Here is a 19,276-nt window from a genome sequence, read left to right as displayed (position 1 = left end):
AACTCAAAACCAACGCCTTCTTTTAAAATAGAAAATCATTATAATTCCTATTAATAACATTATACCTATCACTGTATAATAGCCATTTTCGTACTTTAATTCTGGCATATGTTCAAAGTTCATTCCATAAACTCCTACTATAAACGTCAACGGAATAAAAATTGCCGATACAATGGTAAGTGTTTTCATAATCTCATTCATCTTATGGGATTGTGATGAAAAAAAGAAATTGGAAGCACTCTCTAGCATTCCCATATCTGAATCTATTTGTTCCAATAACTCTAACGTTTTTTGATGTAATCTTGAAAAATAACTGAATGTTTCTTGCTCTATTATTTTAAAATCATCATCCTCTTTTAAACTTTTAATTGCATATAAGGAATCTCGAAGCGGAATAATAGATCGTTTTAAAAAATTAAAATTATCGCGGTGTTTTTCAATTCGGACTAAGATTTCTGGATCAGCACTACTTTTAGAAATATTGATTAACTCCTCTACTTTGTCTTCTTCATTCTCAATAGTCACATAAAAATTTTCCATAATTGCATCCAAAAGAAGATACAGTAAAAAGTCAGCTTTTTTTAATCGCACCATACCAGAGTGATCTCTTATTCTTTCTCTGATATGTGTGAAAAAATCAGAACGTTTTTCTTGAAATGAGATTAAAACACCGTCCAGTATTAAAAAACTAATTTGTTCAGCACTTATATTATCTGAGTTTTCAGTAGGTAATAAAGATTTTATATTAAAAAACAAATTGTTAGAAGACTCCTCTACTTTTGTTCTTCTTGTTGTATTTAAAATATCCGATAGTATAAAGTTGTCAATTTTAAAAAACTCCCCAATAGCTTCAATGATTTCAAATTCATTTAAACCGTGTAAATTGAGCCAATTGATTTTATCTTTAAAAATGCATTTTTTTAAATCTTCAATTTCAAAATCATCATATTCCGTAACTTCTAAATCATCATATACAAATAATTGCATTTCTGACTCAAACTTTTTATGCTTCCCAGTATATTCTAATGGGTTGGATTGTGATTTACGGCTTTTTTTAAATTTAATTTTTCTCATGCAAAATAGTATCTACAGTAATATTACAAAAAACTTTTAGGAATCTAATAGTCCTTAACATATTTGAAATACCAATTTATAATTTTTTTATAATCTAAAACAAAAATAACTACAACTGAAGTCTTTTTCTATGAGAAAAATCATATTTTCATATAAAACAAAAAAAAACCGTTCACTAGTAGTGAACGGTTTTTGTATGATGTAAGAGACATAATAAATCATGTCTCTACAGAAATGATTATTTTACTTCTTCGTAATCTACATCTTGAACATTGTCTCCTTCAGCTTCAGCTTGTGGCTGTGCATCCGCTTGCCCTTGTTCTCCTTGAGCATACATTGCTTCAGTAGCAGTTTTCCATGCAGCATTGATGTTATCAAGTGCAGTTTGAATAGCTGGAATGTCTTGAGATTGGTGAGCCATTCTCAATTCAGTCAATGCATATTCTACAGCAACTTTGTTCTCATCAGATAATTTTGCTCCAAGGTCTTTCAATTGAGTTTCAGTTTGGAAGATCATTCCATCTGCTTCGTTCAATTTTTCAGCTCTTGATCTTGCAACTTTGTCAGACTCAGCGTTAGCTTCAGCGTCTTGTTTCATTCTTTCGATTTCTTCAGCAGTTAATCCAGAAGAAGCTTCGATACGAATATCATGAGATTTTCCAGTTCCTTTATCAGTTGCAGAAACTTTGATGATACCATTAGCATCAATATCAAAAGTTACTTCAATTTGTGGAACACCTCTTGGTGCTGGTGGTATACCATCTAAATGGAAACGACCGATAGTTTTGTTATCAGCAGCCATTGCTCTAGCTCCTTGTAAAACGTGGATTTCAACAGTTGGTTGAGAATCTGCAGCTGTAGAGAAAACTTGAGATTTTTTAGTTGGAATAGTTGTATTAGACTCAATTAATGTAGTCATAACACCACCCATAGTTTCGATACCTAAAGATAAAGGTGTAACGTCAAGTAACAATACATCTTTTACATCTCCAGAAAGAACTCCACCTTGAATAGCTGCTCCAATTGCAACAACTTCATCAGGGTTAACTCCTTTAGACGCTTTTTTACCAAAGAATTTTTCTACTTCGTCAGCAATTCTTGGCATACGAGTAGAACCTCCTACAAGGATCACTTCGTCAATATCAGAAACTGATAAACCTGCATCTTTAAGCGCTTTAGCAACTGGTGCCATAGAACGTTTAACTAAAGAATCAGTTAATTTTTCAAATTGTGCTCTAGTTAATTTTTTAACTAAGTGTTTTGGTCCTGAAGCTGTAGCCGTTACGTAAGGTAAGTTGATTTCAGTTTCAGTAGAAGAAGACAATTCAATTTTTGCTTTTTCAGCAGCTTCTTTCAAACGTTGCAAAGACATTGGGTCAAGACGCAAGTCAATTCCTTCTTCAGTTTTAAATTCGTCAGCTAACCAGTCAATAATTTCGTGGTCAAAATCATCTCCACCTAAGTGAGTATCTCCATTTGTAGATAACACTTCAAAAACTCCGTCTCCTAATTCAAGAACAGAGATATCAAAAGTACCTCCACCTAAATCGTAAACTGCAATTTTTTGATCAGTTCCTTTTTTATCTAATCCGTAAGCAAGTGCCGCAGCAGTTGGCTCATTGATGATACGCATTACTTTAAGACCTGCAATTTCACCAGCTTCTTTTGTCGCTTGACGTTGTGCATCATTAAAGTAAGCAGGAACAGTAATAACTGCTTCAGTAACTGTTTGACCTAAATAGTCTTCAGCAGTTTTTTTCATTTTTTGAAGTGTCATTGCTGACAATTCTTGAGCAGAGTATAAACGACCATCAATATCAACACGTGGTGTATTGTTGTCCCCTTTTACTACTTTGTAAGAAACTCTTTTTGCTTCGTTTGTAATTTCAGCAAAAGAATGTCCCATAAAACGTTTAATAGAAGCAATAGTCTTAGTTGGATTAGTTACTGCTTGTCTTTTTGCAGGATCTCCCACTTTAATTTCTCCACCTTCTACAAAAGCGATGATAGATGGCGTTGTTCTTTTTCCTTCTGCGTTAGGAATAACAACTGCCTCGTTACCTTCCATTACAGAAACACAAGAGTTTGTCGTACCTAAATCAATTCCGATTATTTTACCCATTTTTATTTATATTTAATTATAATGTATACTAATTTTATTAACTCAAGGTGCATAAGTCAATCTTTGTGCCAATGCTTATGGTCATAGGAAATTGTCAGTTTTTGTTAAAATTGGCGGAAATAAATCTGACAAGATGACATTTTAAGCAGACTGTCATTGAGAAAACGCTATAATCAGGGTGACAGTTTTAATAATGATAAGGAGCAACTTCCCGCTATCCGCTGTATCTTTATGTTCTTAAAGAAAGAACATAAAGGATGCCGCTCCTATCGGGGCTAGGGCATTTAGGTTTTGAATGTAGTTTAATGGAGTAACATTACAAACTGAATACAACAAGAAACAGTTTAGATAATTAAATTTATAGATTACAAAAATTGCATACATTTGATGATATATACAAGTTGTAGTCAATGCCCCCGATTTTTACGCAGAAAAAATATAGAAATATAAACTTTAAAAGAATGTTCAATATATCATCTTCAACAGCAGACACTATTTATAACTATGCAAATATTGCTCTAATCCTTGGCACTACAATCACTTTAATAGCAACAATCGTAGCGATTAAAAGTGGTTCAATTAGAGAACAATATAGCAATGAGAGAACAGCGAAAAATGAGAGTATGACGATTACTGCAAAAGCTGATGCAGCTAAAGCCAATGAAAATGCTGCAATTGCAAATAAAGTTGCTGCGCAAGCAAATAAAAGTGCTGCAAAATCTAATCTTCGTGCAGCTGAAGTTGAAAAGCAGAACATAGAGTTGAGGATAAAATTTTCTAGTCGACATATTGATCAAAAACAATATGGAATTTTAGTTACTGAACTTTCGAAAAATCCATCAACGTTTAATATTGAAACTATGGGGGATCCAGAATCTGGTATGTACGCGGCAGATATTTTTAAAACTTTTCTTGACTCGGGTTGGAAAGTTGACAAAAAAGAATTCCCGCTAGGAGTAATTTGGGAAGGTATTATTATATATCAAACAAATGATCCAGCTGCGTTGCGAATTGCTGATGCTTTTAAAAAAGCTGCAATTAATTTTAAAATTGGAGATCAATTTCACGAAAAGGCAACAATAATGATTGGTGGAAAACCACAAACATTTTAAAGCACTAACTACAACCGCCATTTAGCAAGATTGTGGTTTTAGTGGAATTATCGTTTTTAATAACGTTTACGTTCAGCAGAAAGTACTCGTTTTCATAACTCCACAACCTAGCTAAGTGGCATAACGTTATAGCTTAAAGTTTTATAAACGAATAAAAGACTAATAACATATGAAATTATTGGATAATTTAATTCTTTTAAATGAGACCAAACGAAAATGGTTTTCAATAACAATCACTGTAATAATTGCAGGACTTTTATCACTTTTCGGTATCTATGGAATTGGAGAATACGGAATTGCACTTTTTATCCTAACACCTTTTCTAATTGGATTTTGCTCAACAATACTTTATGGTTACAAAAATATAATAACTAAAAGTGAAGCAATTTGGATTGGGCATATAACTCTCGCAATTTGTACATTAGCTCTAATTGTGTTTGCAATTGAAGGCTTAATATGCATTGCAATGGCAGCACCAATAGGAATAATATTAACTTGGATAGGAAGCCTTATCGGATACTCTTTATCAAAAAAATTAACAACTTCTACTCCATCAATTTTATTAATCCTTATTGCAATAATTCCGCTAACTTCATTTATTGAAAATAAAATTAAACCCGAATTGACTTCGGTAACAACTTCAATTATTATAAATGCAAAACCCATGGAGGTTTGGAAAAATGTAATTGAATTTCCTCAATTAAACGAACCTACTGAATTTATATTTAAAACAGGAATTGCTTACCCAATTAACGCAAAGATTATAGGAAAGGGAGTTGGCGCAATTAGACATTGTAATTTTACAACTGGAAGCTTCGTTGAGCCTGTAACGGTTTGGAATGAGGGAAAACTATTAAAATTTGACGTACTTGAACAGCCAGCACCAATGAAAGAATTGAGTTTTTGGAATATTGATGCGCCACATTTACACGATTATTTTGTATCAAAAAAAGGGCAATTTAAATTAACTAAATTAGAAAATGGTAAAACTTTGCTTGAAGGAACTACTTGGTATTATCACAATATAAAACCTATGTTTTATTGGCAAGTATGGAGCGATTTTATAATTCATAAAATTCACGATAGAGTATTAACTCATATTAAAAAGAATTCCGAACAAAAGTAAATTAAAAATGAAAGATTCCTCAATACTCCCAAGCAGCATTTCTTTTTTGAATAACTTAGCAATAAACAACAATAGAGATTGGTTTAACGATAACAAGGAAACCTACATTGAAGCGCAAAGTAATATGATCGCTTTTGTAGATCAGCTCATCGTGCTTATGAATAGCCACGACGCTATTGAAAATACTTCAGCTAAAAAAAGTTTATATCGCATTTATAACGATGTCCGTTTTAGTAAAGACAAAGCACCTTATAAACCTCGATTTGCTTTTAGCTTACAACGAGCTACTAAACTAAAAAGAGGCGGTTATTATATGAATATTCAACCCGGTAACAATTTCTTAGCCTGTGGTTTTTTCTCTCCTAACCCAGAGGACTTAAAAAGAATCCGAAAAGATATTGAGTTGAACCCAGCAGTTTGGTATAAAATTTTAAATGCAAAACCAATCAAAGATAATTTTGTTGCATTGGCCGGAAATAAAGTTCCTACTTTCCCAAAAGGATTCCCTAAAGACCATGAAGCCATAGATTTAATCAGACACAAACAATTTATACTGCGACATAATTTTACAGATGAAGAAATACTTGACTCCGCATTTGCTAACAAAGTAAACGACATCTTCAAAACCGTACGCCCGTTTTTTGATCATCTGAGTTTTGTTCTTACGACTGATTTAAATGGAGAAATTAAAATATGAAAGACGACTATATTAAAAGAATCAATACTATTTTCTTGTTTATTGACGAAAATTTAGACCAAGAATTAAATTTGGAAACTATAGCTAAAGTTGGGTTTTATTCTCCATTTCATCTGCACCGAATTTTCAAAGCAATAACCAATGAAACTTTAAACGAATATATTACTCGTAAAAGAATTGAAAAAACGGCCTCAATTCTTTTACATAAACCAGAAACTACAGTTACTACGCTTTCTTTACAGTATGGGTTCAATAGCAATTCCTCATTTACCAGAACTTTTAAAAAATTTTACGGATTAAGTCCTACCGCATTCAGAAAGTCAAATCCTAATAAATATAGCAAGATTAGTACAATTGAAAGCAAGAATGGACAAGAAAAGGAAACATTCGAACAATATATTTGCAACATTAATAATCATCAAAATTGGATTAAAATGAAAGCAAAAACTGAAATTAAAGAAATGCCTCAACTGCATCTAGCCTTTATTACACAAATTGGCCACATTGGAATGGAAAAGACCTACGACAAATTAATTAAATGGGCGACACCAAAAGGACTATTACAAAATGAAAATTTAAAAATAGTTACGATTTATCACGATAGCTTTAAAATAACAGAGCCTGAGAAAGTAAGAATGAGTGCTTGCATTTCATTGAACCAAAAAGTTGAAGTTAGTGGCGAAATTGGACTAACAACAATTGAAAAAGGAAAATGTATCGTTGGACATTTTGAAATTGCATTAAATGAATTTGAAAAATCGTGGATTAGTTTATTTATTTGGATGAATGAAAATGGATATAAAAAAGCAGACCGAAATCCTTATGAAATCTATTATAATAATTTTAATGAACACCCTGAAAAATTAAGCATTGTTGATTTGTGTATTCCAATAGAATAAAAAAAACATCCTAAATGGTAGCTTATATTGTTTGTTTTTTTTTCTAATGATAGTAAAATCAAATGACCCCTATTCTTTTTCAACTCCGTTTTATATTTATAACTTAATTTCATTTCCTTTTTTAGTTTTTTTTATTACATTTAAATTTTAGAGAAATATATGCTAAGGAGTTTTTGAAAACTATAAGAATTCTAAACTTAGAAAAGTTACTTTAATAGAAAACTAGGTTTAACTGTAACTCCTAAAAATCAAGTTTAGAGTACATCAAATTAGTCAAAATGAAGAATGATACCACTACCAATCCAAATAAATCAATAGTTGAAGATGCAATTCCAGATCCCAGAATAAAAATTGCTGGTTTTTTACCCGATCCTCAATCCCGTTTAGATTCCACAGTGATGAAGTACAAGCCCATTTGTGACTCCAGCATCCCGTTTAGAGACTTAACAAACCCCACAACAAAACGTGAGAGCATTGCTCGCCTGATCGAAAAACTAGATGTTACTAAAAACATTCGCTATAAAAGGACAGTAGAAGACACCTATTGCAATGTTTATTCTTATGATTATTGTTATTTTTCTAATGTTTATATCCCTACTGTTTGGTGGACAGATGAAGCAATCCAAAAAATATTGGATGGACAAGAAGTAGAAGCTATTTATAATGAAACTGTAAAAACAATTTATTCTAGTGCGATCCATGATTGGTTTTTGAAATGGGGAAGCAGTTTTGGCTGGAAAAGAATATTTAGCGTCGAAGAAATGCAAAATAAAGTAAATACCAATGGAGGTGTTGCCATTATTTGTGCCAAAAGAAAACAAAAAGGACTCTCAGGACACATCGTTCCCGTTGTACCCGAAACAGACACAAATAAAGCATACCGAGAAAATGGCGTAGTTCTATATCCATTGCAATCACAAGCTGGAAAACTGAACTACAATTACTTCTCTGAAGTTAAAAAAGATTGGTGGAATGATCCGTTATATTCTTCCTTTGTATTTTACTATCATGACTAAATTTAAGTTCTACATAATACCATTAAAGGAACACTTATAGGCATCTTAAAATAGACCAATACTTTCAATTAAAAAAAAGAGTTTTCAACTATACTCATTGGCATAATTAAAATTTTATTTAATTTAATATTAAAATATTCACAATCAACACATTAAATCCTTTATTTTTTAAATAAATTACTCTTCCTTTTTTAAAATTAAACTTCCTTCTTTTTTCATAATTTTCATTCCAATATCTAGTTGGAAATGACATAATAATAAAGTACTTTTGCAACTTGGAAAATCACAAAAATGGCAAAATTAAAATTTAGCTATTTATCTACATAAATCATTGATATAAAATAAATTAAAAGCAGTTCAAATTTTACAATAACATTATAAAATTTGGATTCTTATCAATCATTCAGTCGATACAAACACAAACTTTCTGAGACTGAAATTAAATTCCTGTAATTTAAAAGTAAAAAGCGATTAAATGGTTGTAAATACTTATTTCTAATGCAGCAAAACGGCATTAAAATGATTGACAACTAATACGATTTTGTACACCTATAAAAAAATTATATAATCATTAACCATAAAAAAAAGAACTCGTATAAATGAAAGAAAATCAGACAACAAAATATTATTGGGGAATTGGATTAGAAAACGAAACCTACATGCAATTTGAAGACCCCTTAATAGTATCTGGTGATTTTATACAAGAAAAAATTGGTTTTGAGAAATACAGTATTGATTATAGAAAATGTTATAAACCAGAAAGCATAGCGCCTTTATTAGTAACTGCTTTTAGCTCAGACAAAAATTATAAAGTGAGCCGAATGATGAATAGTCATTCCTTAGAAAAGCTTGACATCAATTTCCAACACAAAACAATACCAGCAATAAATGCAGTAACGAATAGTGATCAAGCTGCTGATGGAAAACCGCAATCCATAGACAATCCCGAATATATTGGGCAGTCAATTATGGAACGTTTTCTAGAGAAGGAACCGTACAATATTCAAAGTATGATTACTCAAAGAGAAAAAACGATGGGATCTGTACATTTTGATGGTGATTCTATCGAATTTGTAACTAAATATTTTGAAAATAGAACTATCGTTGATTCTTGCAATGAATTGAAAGCAACCAAAAAGTTATTCCTTGACAAAATCAACGAATCATCGGTACTAAAAGAAAAGTTGAGTTTTCCAGATTATAATACTGGTCTTAATATGTTTATGACTAATCAAGAAAATCTTGTTTTGTTTAATAATGGAACCTACCATTTCCATATCACCTTACCTACTCTAACAGAAAACAGTAGAATTGTTGATTACCCAGCTTTTGATAAAACACATGCTAACGCAATTTACTTACTGCAATGGTTTGAGCCTTTTTTTATTGCCACACTAGGAAGCCCAGATATTATGGGAGTGATTAGTAATACTCATAATTTAGACAAAAACTTCACTTTAGGTTCTATGCGAAATGCCATGTCTCGTTATATTGGAGTTGGTACTTATAATAAATCAATGCCAAAAGGAAAAATCTTAACCTACAAAGTTGATGATTTTAGAGCCCTTTTACAATTTAAAAAAGAAGACAACATTTGGTGGAGAGATCAAATCGAAAAGGAAATGGAATATGAATTACTTCCTGAAGTAGGTCTTGATTTTAATCAGGAAAAAATGTACCAAAGTGGTTTTGAATTTAGAAGCCTTGACGAATTCCCAGCAACCTACTTAAATGATGTTCTTTTTTCTATTATCTTAATCTGTGAACATGCTTTAAACCTTCCCGATGTTAAATGGGGACACGATAGTGAAGCTTGGAATAATTTGGTTTTTAAAACCTTAAAATATGGTTATTTAACAGAAATTAACCCCGAAGAAAAGGAAGAAGTATTGGATTTATTACAGCTAATCAATCCTTCAGATGCAAATTGTAATACGCTTAAGTCAGAATTTGATACCATCGTACTGCTTGATGAATTTTTCTTTAAAATTGTAGCAGTGCTACACACGAAGTACAAAGACAACAATGTATGTGTCGACGCGATGTGCGGACAAAAAACAGATTTCCCTCCAAAATGGGACAACTTTAATAAATACCAAACGGAACAACATCAATTACAAATTAGAGGTGTAGCGTCTCCTAAGATTAGCTACATTCGGAAAAAAAATCATAAAAATAAATTGCTTACTCAAGTTTAATGACCCGTTAGGCATTAAAAAAAATATTTTCTATAAATTAAAATGCTGAATATAAATAAGTCGCAACTTATTAATATTCAGCATTTTATTATACTAAAATTCGTAATACAACTCAGCTGCTTCAGCCCAATATAATGTTAAAAAAATACTGTGGCACAGTTGTTGAATTTACAGAAAATGTATATACGAAACGAATAAAAAAAAATTAAATATAATTCTAAAATATAGAAAATATGAAAACCTTAAAATTAATTGCCGTTGGAATAATTCTACTTGTATCAAGCACATCAAATGCACAAATTTCAATTAGTCTAAACATAGGGACTGCCCCTGTATATCAAAATTCAGCAAATGTAGCTGTAGGATATTATTATTTGCCAGACATTCAATCCTATTACGATGTTCGCGCTAATCAATATATTTATTTGGAAAGAGGGAACTGGGAACGTTCAAGATACTTACCTAATCAATATAGAAACTATGATACCAGAAATGGTTATAAAGTAGCATTGAATGACTATCATGGAAACCAACCGTACAACAACTTCAATAATGACAGAACTAGATATTATGAAGGATACAGAGGAGAGAATCATAGATTTGTAGAGAATCGTAAAGACAATCGTAAAGAGTATAATAAAAACAAGTCTAAAGATTGGAAAGACAATAGATATGCTTCAAATGATCGCAACCAAAACGGGCGTGATAAATACGAAAACAATAACAGACGTTAATTCATTACATTTATTTAAATGCAAAAGAGAGTTTCAATATGAAACTCTCTTTTTTTTTGCCTTACATTTTCTGTTTGCGTACTAAAAATAGTTGACTAACTTTATCCATGGAAATAAATCAATTGTAAAGCGAGGAGAAAAAAAATAAAAAAGGATCTCATCAATAAGAAAAACTTAAATAATAATAATAATAATAAATATATGTTTACTCTAGAACAAATCAAACAAGCGTACGATAAAGTCCAAACAGAATCTGATTTTGCAATTTACATTCAAGAATTAATTCATTTAGGGATTAAAGGATATGATACTATCGTAAGCGATAGTAGAGTTGTTTATTACAGCGATACCGATTACGAAGTAAGTACCGATAAAAAATACGAACCATTATACATCACACCCACTGGTAATAAAGAGCGTTTTATTGAATGTCTTGTGATGCATGAAAGTGGTCAAACAGATTATTTTACCTTTTGCCAACAGGCTGCTCAATGTGGAATTGCTAAGTGGCGTATTGATATTATTGAAATGACATGTACCTATTTAACAACTGCAGGGGATGCACTTATCATCGAAAAAATTCCTACTTAATACAATCTAAATTATCAAATTAAATTATCAATCAAAGAATTAATCATTTAAACTATCCATTCATGTATCAACATTCCAAGTACTTTGTATGCAAGACACTCCTTATTGTTCTCTTCGTTCAACTGGCAACCGTAACAGTTTCCAATGGACAAACTAAAGCCGAAAAAATCGATCAATTAATGAGTTTATATTCGGGTTACGGGCAGTTTAATGGTTCCGTGCTAGTGGCCGATGGAGGCAAAGTGATTTATAAAAAAGGATTTGGAATGGCAAATATGGAATGGAATATTCCCAATCAAACGGACACAAAGCATAGATTAGGTTCCGTTACTAAACAATTTACTTCCATGCTAATTCTGCAATTAGTGGAACAAGGAAAGATAAAGTTGGACTCCCCTATTACTACGTACCTACCTGATTATCCTAAAAAATCAGGAGATCAAATCACTATTCATCAATTACTCACCCACACCTCTGGAATTCCAAATTATACGTCGTTCCCAAATTTCGTAAAAGAAGTAAGCATCAACCTGTACAGTCCAGAAGCATTTGTAAAAACATTCGCTAATTTGCCATTGGAATTTACTCCAGGTGAAAAATTTGCATACAGTAATTCGGGTTATTTTTTATTAGGTTATATCATTGAAAAAGTTTCTGGAAAAAGCTATGAACAGTGTTTACAAGATAATATTCTCACACCACTTAAAATGAATAATACAGGATATGATCACCTAGAAACTATTCTAAAAAACAGAGCATCTGGTTATGAGAAAAAAGGGAAAGACTATAGTAATGCCAATTATCTAGATATGTCTATCCCTTACGCTGCGGGTTCCTTATATTCAACAGTTGAGGATCTCTATTTATGGGATCAAGCATTATATACAGAACAGTTACTTTCAACAAAAAACCGAGAGCTATTATTTAATTCTTATATCCCCGCAGGACCAGGATTTTATGGTTATGGTTGGTTTATCAATAAGGTGCCTAATGGCGAAAGTAAAGACAGCTTAACGGTGGTGGAGCATGGCGGTGGAATAAATGGCTTTAACACTATAGTTTCTCGAATTCCATCTGATAAAAATTTAGTTGTTTTACTAAACAATACGGGCGGTGCAAAGTTAAACGAAATGAGTACAGCCATTAGAAACATACTGTACAATACGCCATATAGTTTACCTAAAAAATCATTGGCGAGCGAGCTCGTAGCTATTATTTTAGAAAGGGGAATTGCATCTGGACTTACTTTTTTTAACGAAAATAAAAAATCAGATACCTATGCCCTAAATGAAAGTGAAATGAATAATGAAGGATACCAATTTTTACAAACGGGAAAAGTAAAAGAAGCCATCGCTATTTTTAAACTCAATGTTGAATCATTTCCAAAATCAGGAAATACATATGATAGTTTAGGAGAAGCCTATTTAAAAGACGGTGATAAAAAAGGTGCCATTTTAAATTATAAAAAATCAGTAGAATTGGATCCTAATAATCAAAATGGAAAAAAAGTGCTGGAAGAAATCACAAAATAAGAAAGTGCAAAGTAATAATACCATCAATATGGAACACAAAGGCAAATCTATTCGTCCATTCATAGGAGCAAAAAACTATGCCATGTCGCGTCAATTCTATCAAGACCTCGGATTCCAAGAGATTATTTTAGCTACAAATATGTCCTATTTCAAATCGGATAATTTAGGGTTCTATTTACAGGATGCTTATGTCAAAGATTGGGTTGACAACACCATGATTTTTATGGAGGTAGAAGATGTTCCGCAATTTTACAATAACCTATTAGCACTTGATCTTCCTGCTAAATACATTGGTGTAAAATTAATCCCAATACGTGAGCAACTATGGGGAAGTGAATGTTACCTACATGATCCATCGGGTATTCTATGGCATTTTGGCGCATTTAAAGCTGAAAAATAATTTTGGAAAAAAAATAATTTAATTGTGTTGGAGTATCCTTTTTAAATAATAATAATAATAATAATAATAGTAAAATAATTTATGACATCTTTTAGAAAACAATTATCCTTTCGTTGGTCTGATTTAGATCCTAATTTTCATGTTCGTCATAGTGCATATTATGATTTTGGAGCACAACATCGTATTGAGATTTTGGAAAACCTTGGCTTGACCATGAAAGTATTACAAACCAATCATTTTGGACCAATTCTCTTTAGAGAAGAATGCGTTTTTAGAAAAGAAATCAAACTTTCTGATATCATCTTTATGCAAACTAAAGTATCCAAAATGAAAGCAGATGCTTCTCGCTGGTCCATTGTTCATGAATTCATGAATGAAGAAAGCCAAATATGTGCTACAATTACAGTTGATGGAGCATGGATGGATACTAAACTTAGAAAAATTGCCAACCCAACTCCAGAAATGGCTGTGAAAGCGTTAAGTAGTTTTCCTAAAAGTGATGATTTTGTAAGCCTTTAAAAGAGATTTGAAACAAATAATTATCCTTGATTCTCATTTTGGATACAATTATAAGAGATTGGGATAATTATAAATTTAGTATTCGACTGACATTTGTATTGTTAATTAAACAATTAAATAAAAAGTATGAATACCAATAAAAAAATCGAACTGGGAAGTCAAGGACTTTATGTTCCAAAAGTAGGATTAGGTTGTATGGGAATGACCCAAATTGCAGGAATGGATATTTATGGAAAAGCGGATGAAGCTGAATCTATAGCTACCATTCACCGCTCACTAGAACTAGGATATAACTTTTTAGATACTGCTGATTTATATGGCCCATTATTAAATGAAAGGCTTGTCGCCAAAGCGATCAAAGGAAATAGAAACCAATATACTATTGCTACTAAATTTGGCTATGAAATCGATGACAATGAGCAACTGACTTGGCAATTCAATGGTAAAAAGGATTATGTAAAAAAAGCAGTAGAACGTTCCCTTAAAAACTTAGGAACTGATTATATTGATTTGTATTACTTGCACCGTTTAGATCCGAATACGCCAATTGAAGAAACGGTTCAGGCAATGGCTGAGTTAGTAAAAGAAGGGAAAATTGGTCATATTGGTCTTTCAGAAGTTTCATCAGAAACCATCAAAAAAGCACACAATGTTTATCCTTTAACCGCAGTACAAACTGAATATTCTTTGTTTGAGCGTGGCATTGAAGAAGCTGGGATTCTAAAAACAATTCGAGACCTTGGAATTGGGTTTGTAGCTTACTCTCCGTTAGGTAGAGGTTTTTTATCTGGGGATATTAAAAGCATTGATGATTTTCCTGAAAATGATTTTAGAAAAAGTTTACCTCGTTTTCAAGGCGAACAATTTTACAAAAACATTACGTTGGTAAATGAAATAAAAACATTGGCCAATGAAAAAGAAATTACACCTTCGCAATTGGCTATTGCTTGGATTGTTTCAAAAGGGATAATACCCATACCAGGAACAAAACGAGTGAAATATATTGAAGAAAATAATGCCGCAGCAGAAATTAAATTAAGCACTGAAGAAATAAACCGTTTAGAAACTATCATCCCTTTAGGAACCATAACCGGCGCTCGTTATGACGCTGCAAACATGCAAGCCATCGATCAATAAAACAAATTATACAGTAGGAAAAACTATCTTGACCATTGGTTTTTCCTATTGTATTTATAATTCGTACCATGAAAAAAGAAACTAATGCTCCATATGTGATCAATTCCATTTCTGAGTTGCATCGTTTATTAGAATTACCTAAACCGAAGCACCCTTTAGTATCCGTTATAAATTTGAATGAAATTAAATGTGATTTTGATGATAAAATAAATAATTTTATTTACAATTTTTATTCGGTTTGTACCAAAAATGATTTTAAAGGTAAATTGAAATACGGACAAAATTATTACGATTTTGACGAAGGTATAATGACTTTTTTTTCTCCAGGTCAGGTAATATCTACCGCTGTTAAAGAAGATATTGTTTTATCCGGCAGATGGTTAGTTATACATCCCGATTTTATTCAAAATTATTCTTTGGCAAAAAACATTAAAGACTTTGGTTTTTTCTCTTATGCCACACATGAAGCGTTACATCTTTCGGATGAAGAAGAAATAATGATTACTGATATTATGCAAAGTATTTATATTGAATATTGTTCTGTAATTGATGGTTTTAGTCAGGATGTGATAATCTCACAAATTGAATTATTACTTAATTATTCCAACAGATTTTATAACCGTCAGTTTATCACCCGTAAAAATGCTAGTAATGACCTATTGACTGCACTGGAAAAACTACTTACCGATTATTTTAACACTAATAAAGTAGCCGAATTAGGCCTTCCAACTGTTCAATACATCTCAGAGCAATTGCATGTTTCTCCCAATTATTTAAGTGATATGCTTCGTTCTCTTACAGGACAAAGTACGCAACAACACATCCAAGATAAGTTAATTGAAAAAGCCAAAGAAATCTTGACTACAACCTCTTTATCCGTTAGTGAAATTGCATACCTATTGGGTTATGAATATCCACAGTCTTTTAGTAAATTATTCAAAAACAGAACCAATGTTTCCCCCTTGGAGTATCGAAGTTCTTTCAATTAAATACATTTCTAATAGTAGATCCTATTTCTAATAACAAATCATATCTTTATCGTTTATTACATAGTTATTAAAAATAGAAACATGAAAATATTCTCAATAAAAAAACGAATTTTAAGCCTTATTATCCTAGTAAGTTTGGGGTCATGCTCCACAGTAAAAACAGCGACTGTTAGTGGTAAAATTACAGCTATTCAATCTGGAAAAGACAGATACACAGCGACAATTAAAAACGAAAGAAACAAAATGTATCTGGGAACAATTAGCATTCCCAATTTGAGTAATCCACATTTATTCAAACAAGCATCCGTTGGGGATACTATAGTTGTAAAAGGGGAAGTTTGGAAAATGGGAACAGAAAAACACATTAAAGTTGAAGAAATACTTGAACTAAAAAAGAAAGATAGCGCCGAAGCACAAATCACTGGTATAATTCAAAGTATCGAAAGAGGAAAAGATGGCTATACAGCCAAAATAAAAACAACAAATGGACTGCTTTATTTTGCTACAATCAGTATTCCAAATCTAGGAAGTCCCGAAAAATATCGCTTATTTAAAATTGGAGAAACGGCTAATTTATTTGGGGAATTATGGAAAATGGGGGAAGAAAACCACCTAAATGTTAGAAAAATTTTAGAATAAAACCATAAAAAATTACCCACAAACTATAACCCAAAAAGTTATAGTTTTTTTTATACTTTTATAAAAAAACAACTCAAGTCCTGATTTATGAAAAGGGATAATAAAATATAACTAAAAGAGATGAAAACATTAGGTCTTATCGGTGGAATTAGCTGGGTTTCAACTGCTGATTATTATAAACTTATAAATGAAGGCATTAACAAAGAACTGGGTGGTATCAATTTTGCCAAATGCATCATCCATTCCTTTAACTATGCCGATATTGTAAGAAACAACAATAATAACGATTGGGAATCAACTTTTATCATGCTATCCGAAGCATGTGAAAACTTACAACAAAGCGGTGCGGAAGCGATTCTTTTATGTGCAAATACAATGCACCTCCTTGCGGACCGAATTGAGCAAAAAATAAACATTCCCGTTATCCATATTGCTACTGAAACGGCAAAAGAAATAAAAAAACACCATTTATCCAAAGTGGGACTTCTAGGTACTAAGTTCACCATGGAACTTACTTTTTTTAGTTCAAAACTCAACGACCAAAATATTGAAGCTATTATCCCAGATGCGGAAGATCGAGATTTTATTCAGGATATCATTTACAATGAATTGGGAAAAGGTATCATTAACCCCAATTCTAAAAAGCGCTACATTGCTATTATCAATAAATTAATAGAAAATGGTGCTGAAGGAATTATTCTAGGGTGTACTGAAATTCCATTGTTAATTCAACAAGAAGATGTCACTGTTCCTGTTTTTGACACCGCAATAATACATTCGGCTGCTGCTGTAAAATTTGCTTTAAGCTGAAAAGAATCCTCATACTATTCTATTACTAAAAAATAATACCGTTTAAAAATTAATCAAATTTATTATGAAAACAACCAAAATACTATTTCTTGTGGTTCTTGCTTTTGCAATAACAAGTTTTAAATCATTTAACAAAACAAACCAATCACGAGAATTCTACCAGCTCAAAACGTATACCTTACATTCAGATGAGCAAGTTCAAGCTACCGATAAATTCTTGAAAGAAGCCTATTTGCCTGGATTAAAAAGACTAGGAATTAAGAATATTGGCGTTTTTAAACCGAAAGCAAATGCTACTGATACAGATACCCTAAAAAAAATAATTGTCGTAATTCCTTTTAAATCAATGGATCAATTTCTAAATCTTGATGAGAAATTATCCAAAGACAAAATCTATTTATCGGCGGGAGCAGCTTATTTGAATGCCAATTATAATCAAGCCCCTTACCTACGCATTGAATCAGTTTTATTGAAAGCTTTTACATATCACCCTTTTTTAATTACTCCAGCACTTGACAGTCCTAGAGACAAACGAGTGTATGAATTAAGAAGTTACGAATCTCCTACTGAAGCTATTCATGCCAATAAAGTGGACATGTTTAATGCTGGTGGTGAAGTTAAACTTTTTAACCGCCTTCAATTTAATGCTGTTTTTTATGGCCAAGTACTTTCAGGAGCCAAGATGCCCAACTTGATGTACATGACTACTTTTAAAGATCAGGACAGTCGTGATGCCCATTGGAAAGCCTTTTCTGATTCGCCTGAATGGAAAGGATTAATTGCAATGGAAAAATACAAGAATAACATCTCACATATTGATATTACCTTTTTATATCCAACAGAGTACTCAGATTATTAGTAAAAAATTGAAAAATCAAATTTTAAGGCACCACAACTATAAACGTTGTGGTTCTTTTTTTGATCATTACCAAAAACATGAAAATCCACTTATTATTAGCGTATTAAAGTGTTATATCCTTTATTTCTGCAAATTAAAATCGTAAATTTGAATACTACATTTAAAGGCAAAACCTTTTTTCAAATACAACTAAAAACACATCTGTAATTATTCCGTTTGTTTTGCCTCAATACCTATTAATTTTATTGTTTAATCCTAAAAATAAATAGTATGGAAACTACGATTCAATTTGTTAATACAGAAAAAAACAAAATTGCAGAAAATCTTGTATTGGAAAAACTGGACCAATTATACAAACACTTTGACTGGATTATTCGAGCAAAAGTATTTTTCAAAGAGGAAAAAGACACAAATGGAAAAGGGAAATTGTGCGATGTTACTATTAGCTGTCCTGGACCTCCAATTTTTGCCTCTTCTAACGAGGAAACTTTAGAAGCTGCAGTAGCAGAAACCATAAAAGATTTAACTGTACAATTAAACAAACGCAAGAGTGAAAGACAATTGCATTAGTTCTATTTCAATTAGCATTATTAGAGGAGAAATTAACCCCAAAACAGACCACTATTTATATTTGTAAAGATAAAGTATGCCATAGGCCTACAACCGAAATAAAAATAGCACTACAACAGTTAAATAATTAATTATCAGAATTCTATAATTATATTTTTATTTAAAATACTCTATTACTTAAAAAAATGAGTAACTTAGTAAAGCTAAAATAGCGCTTTAACTTCTCCCCAAGAATACTACTATCTTATTTCA

At 31.7% G+C, this 19,276-nt stretch carries 19 protein-coding genes; 17 read left to right on the top strand and 2 right to left on the bottom strand.

Going from position 1 to position 19,276, the window contains the following annotated elements; translation table 11 throughout:
- Positions 1–3: 3 nt before the first annotated feature.
- Positions 4–1,074, bottom strand: coding sequence for a magnesium/cobalt transporter CorA (gene corA / locus AB3G34_RS05220; RefSeq protein WP_369753672.1), 1,071 nt, complete (start codon positions 1,072–1,074; stop codon positions 4–6).
- Between the two features lie 238 nt (positions 1,075–1,312).
- Positions 1,313–3,196, bottom strand: a complete 1,884-nt coding sequence (gene dnaK, locus AB3G34_RS05215) for a molecular chaperone DnaK (RefSeq protein ID WP_369753670.1) — start codon at positions 3,194–3,196, stop codon at positions 1,313–1,315.
- Positions 3,197–3,657: 461 nt separating this feature from the next.
- Between dnaK and AB3G34_RS05210 the strand changes: the two genes are divergently transcribed.
- The 17 genes from AB3G34_RS05210 to AB3G34_RS05130 all read left to right on the top strand — a co-directional run bounded on the left by AB3G34_RS05210 (position 3,658) and on the right by AB3G34_RS05130 (position 19,024).
- The gene (locus AB3G34_RS05210; RefSeq protein WP_369753669.1) at positions 3,658–4,308 is read left to right on the top strand and encodes a hypothetical protein; all 651 of its coding nucleotides are present in this window, start codon (positions 3,658–3,660) and stop codon (positions 4,306–4,308) included.
- A 169-nt stretch (positions 4,309–4,477) separates the two neighbouring features.
- Positions 4,478–5,434, top strand: a complete 957-nt coding sequence (locus AB3G34_RS05205) for a hypothetical protein (protein WP_369753668.1) — start codon at positions 4,478–4,480, stop codon at positions 5,432–5,434.
- A 7-nt stretch (positions 5,435–5,441) separates the two neighbouring features.
- On the top strand, positions 5,442–6,131 hold the full coding sequence (locus AB3G34_RS05200; RefSeq protein WP_369753667.1) for a DUF2461 domain-containing protein: 690 nt from the start codon (positions 5,442–5,444) through the stop codon (positions 6,129–6,131).
- The gene (locus AB3G34_RS05195) at positions 6,128–7,030 is read left to right on the top strand and encodes a GyrI-like domain-containing protein (RefSeq protein WP_369753665.1); all 903 of its coding nucleotides are present in this window, start codon (positions 6,128–6,130) and stop codon (positions 7,028–7,030) included. Before AB3G34_RS05200 ends, AB3G34_RS05195 begins: the two co-directional genes overlap by 4 nt.
- 278 nt (positions 7,031–7,308) lie before the next feature.
- Positions 7,309–8,046 (top strand): hypothetical protein, encoded by a 738-nt coding sequence (locus AB3G34_RS05190; RefSeq protein WP_369753664.1) that lies wholly within the window; start codon positions 7,309–7,311, stop codon positions 8,044–8,046.
- Between the two features lie 599 nt (positions 8,047–8,645).
- Positions 8,646–10,244 carry a hypothetical protein gene (locus tag AB3G34_RS05185; RefSeq protein WP_369753663.1) on the top strand — a complete coding sequence of 533 codons (1,599 nt, stop codon included), beginning with the start codon at positions 8,646–8,648 and terminating at the stop codon, positions 10,242–10,244.
- Between the two features lie 233 nt (positions 10,245–10,477).
- The gene (locus AB3G34_RS05180) at positions 10,478–10,978 is read left to right on the top strand and encodes a hypothetical protein (RefSeq protein WP_367769467.1); all 501 of its coding nucleotides are present in this window, start codon (positions 10,478–10,480) and stop codon (positions 10,976–10,978) included.
- 201 nt (positions 10,979–11,179) lie between these two features.
- On the top strand, positions 11,180–11,569 hold the full coding sequence (locus AB3G34_RS05175) for a DUF1398 domain-containing protein (RefSeq protein ID WP_369753662.1): 390 nt from the start codon (positions 11,180–11,182) through the stop codon (positions 11,567–11,569).
- A gap of 62 nt (positions 11,570–11,631) precedes the next feature.
- Positions 11,632–13,101 carry a serine hydrolase gene (locus AB3G34_RS05170; RefSeq protein ID WP_369753661.1) on the top strand — a complete coding sequence of 490 codons (1,470 nt, stop codon included), beginning with the start codon at positions 11,632–11,634 and terminating at the stop codon, positions 13,099–13,101.
- A gap of 28 nt (positions 13,102–13,129) precedes the next feature.
- On the top strand, positions 13,130–13,501 hold the full coding sequence (locus AB3G34_RS05165) for a glyoxalase (protein ID WP_369754079.1): 372 nt from the start codon (positions 13,130–13,132) through the stop codon (positions 13,499–13,501).
- Between the two features lie 81 nt (positions 13,502–13,582).
- The gene (locus AB3G34_RS05160) at positions 13,583–14,020 is read left to right on the top strand and encodes an acyl-CoA thioesterase (protein ID WP_367769459.1); all 438 of its coding nucleotides are present in this window, start codon (positions 13,583–13,585) and stop codon (positions 14,018–14,020) included.
- A gap of 126 nt (positions 14,021–14,146) precedes the next feature.
- Positions 14,147–15,157 carry an aldo/keto reductase gene (locus AB3G34_RS05155; protein WP_369753660.1) on the top strand — a complete coding sequence of 337 codons (1,011 nt, stop codon included), beginning with the start codon at positions 14,147–14,149 and terminating at the stop codon, positions 15,155–15,157.
- Positions 15,158–15,225: 68 nt separating this feature from the next.
- Complete coding sequence (locus AB3G34_RS05150) at positions 15,226–16,146, top strand: helix-turn-helix domain-containing protein (RefSeq protein WP_369753659.1); 921 nt, start codon at positions 15,226–15,228, stop codon at positions 16,144–16,146.
- 81 nt (positions 16,147–16,227) lie between these two features.
- Positions 16,228–16,785 (top strand): hypothetical protein, encoded by a 558-nt coding sequence (locus tag AB3G34_RS05145; protein ID WP_369753658.1) that lies wholly within the window; start codon positions 16,228–16,230, stop codon positions 16,783–16,785.
- 120 nt (positions 16,786–16,905) lie between these two features.
- Positions 16,906–17,595: an aspartate/glutamate racemase family protein gene (locus tag AB3G34_RS05140; RefSeq protein WP_369753657.1), complete on the top strand. Its 690-nt coding sequence runs from the start codon at positions 16,906–16,908 to the stop codon at positions 17,593–17,595.
- 64 nt (positions 17,596–17,659) lie between these two features.
- Positions 17,660–18,454: an NIPSNAP family protein gene (locus tag AB3G34_RS05135; RefSeq protein WP_369753656.1), complete on the top strand. Its 795-nt coding sequence runs from the start codon at positions 17,660–17,662 to the stop codon at positions 18,452–18,454.
- A gap of 270 nt (positions 18,455–18,724) precedes the next feature.
- Positions 18,725–19,024: an HPF/RaiA family ribosome-associated protein gene (locus AB3G34_RS05130; protein ID WP_367769445.1), complete on the top strand. Its 300-nt coding sequence runs from the start codon at positions 18,725–18,727 to the stop codon at positions 19,022–19,024.
- The last annotated feature ends 252 nt before the right edge of the window (positions 19,025–19,276 follow it).

It is taken from the genome of Flavobacterium sp. WC2409 (genome assembly GCF_041200085.1).
In the GTDB taxonomy this organism is placed as follows: Bacteria; Bacteroidota; Bacteroidia; order Flavobacteriales; family Flavobacteriaceae; genus Flavobacterium.
Note: the sequence above shows the minus strand (reverse complement) of the source record. Positions and strands in the feature narration are given on the sequence as shown.

What these genes read in the sequence shown, in the direction of transcription:
- AB3G34_RS05135 (WP_369753656.1), top strand. Translation starts at nt 17,660, where the DNA reads ATGAAAACAACCAAAATACTATTTCTTGTGGTTCTTGCTTTTGCAATA.
- AB3G34_RS05155 (WP_369753660.1), top strand. Translation starts at nt 14,147, where the DNA reads ATGAATACCAATAAAAAAATCGAACTGGGAAGTCAAGGACTTTATGTT.
- AB3G34_RS05185 (WP_369753663.1), top strand. Translation starts at nt 8,646, where the DNA reads ATGAAAGAAAATCAGACAACAAAATATTATTGGGGAATTGGATTAGAA.
- AB3G34_RS05160 (WP_367769459.1), top strand. Translation starts at nt 13,583, where the DNA reads ATGACATCTTTTAGAAAACAATTATCCTTTCGTTGGTCTGATTTAGAT.
- AB3G34_RS05200 (WP_369753667.1), top strand. Translation starts at nt 5,442, where the DNA reads ATGAAAGATTCCTCAATACTCCCAAGCAGCATTTCTTTTTTGAATAAC.
- AB3G34_RS05210 (WP_369753669.1), top strand. Translation starts at nt 3,658, where the DNA reads ATGTTCAATATATCATCTTCAACAGCAGACACTATTTATAACTATGCA.
- corA (WP_369753672.1), bottom strand. Translation starts at nt 1,074, where the DNA reads ATGAGAAAAATTAAATTTAAAAAAAGCCGTAAATCACAATCCAACCCA.
- AB3G34_RS05195 (WP_369753665.1), top strand. Translation starts at nt 6,128, where the DNA reads ATGAAAGACGACTATATTAAAAGAATCAATACTATTTTCTTGTTTATT.
- AB3G34_RS05190 (WP_369753664.1), top strand. Translation starts at nt 7,309, where the DNA reads ATGAAGAATGATACCACTACCAATCCAAATAAATCAATAGTTGAAGAT.
- AB3G34_RS05165 (WP_369754079.1), top strand. Translation starts at nt 13,130, where the DNA reads ATGGAACACAAAGGCAAATCTATTCGTCCATTCATAGGAGCAAAAAAC.
- AB3G34_RS05180 (WP_367769467.1), top strand. Translation starts at nt 10,478, where the DNA reads ATGAAAACCTTAAAATTAATTGCCGTTGGAATAATTCTACTTGTATCA.
- AB3G34_RS05150 (WP_369753659.1), top strand. Translation starts at nt 15,226, where the DNA reads ATGAAAAAAGAAACTAATGCTCCATATGTGATCAATTCCATTTCTGAG.
- dnaK (WP_369753670.1), bottom strand. Translation starts at nt 3,196, where the DNA reads ATGGGTAAAATAATCGGAATTGATTTAGGTACGACAAACTCTTGTGTT.
- AB3G34_RS05170 (WP_369753661.1), top strand. Translation starts at nt 11,632, where the DNA reads ATGTATCAACATTCCAAGTACTTTGTATGCAAGACACTCCTTATTGTT.
- AB3G34_RS05205 (WP_369753668.1), top strand. Translation starts at nt 4,478, where the DNA reads ATGAAATTATTGGATAATTTAATTCTTTTAAATGAGACCAAACGAAAA.
- AB3G34_RS05140 (WP_369753657.1), top strand. Translation starts at nt 16,906, where the DNA reads ATGAAAACATTAGGTCTTATCGGTGGAATTAGCTGGGTTTCAACTGCT.
- AB3G34_RS05175 (WP_369753662.1), top strand. Translation starts at nt 11,180, where the DNA reads ATGTTTACTCTAGAACAAATCAAACAAGCGTACGATAAAGTCCAAACA.
- AB3G34_RS05130 (WP_367769445.1), top strand. Translation starts at nt 18,725, where the DNA reads ATGGAAACTACGATTCAATTTGTTAATACAGAAAAAAACAAAATTGCA.
- AB3G34_RS05145 (WP_369753658.1), top strand. Translation starts at nt 16,228, where the DNA reads ATGAAAATATTCTCAATAAAAAAACGAATTTTAAGCCTTATTATCCTA.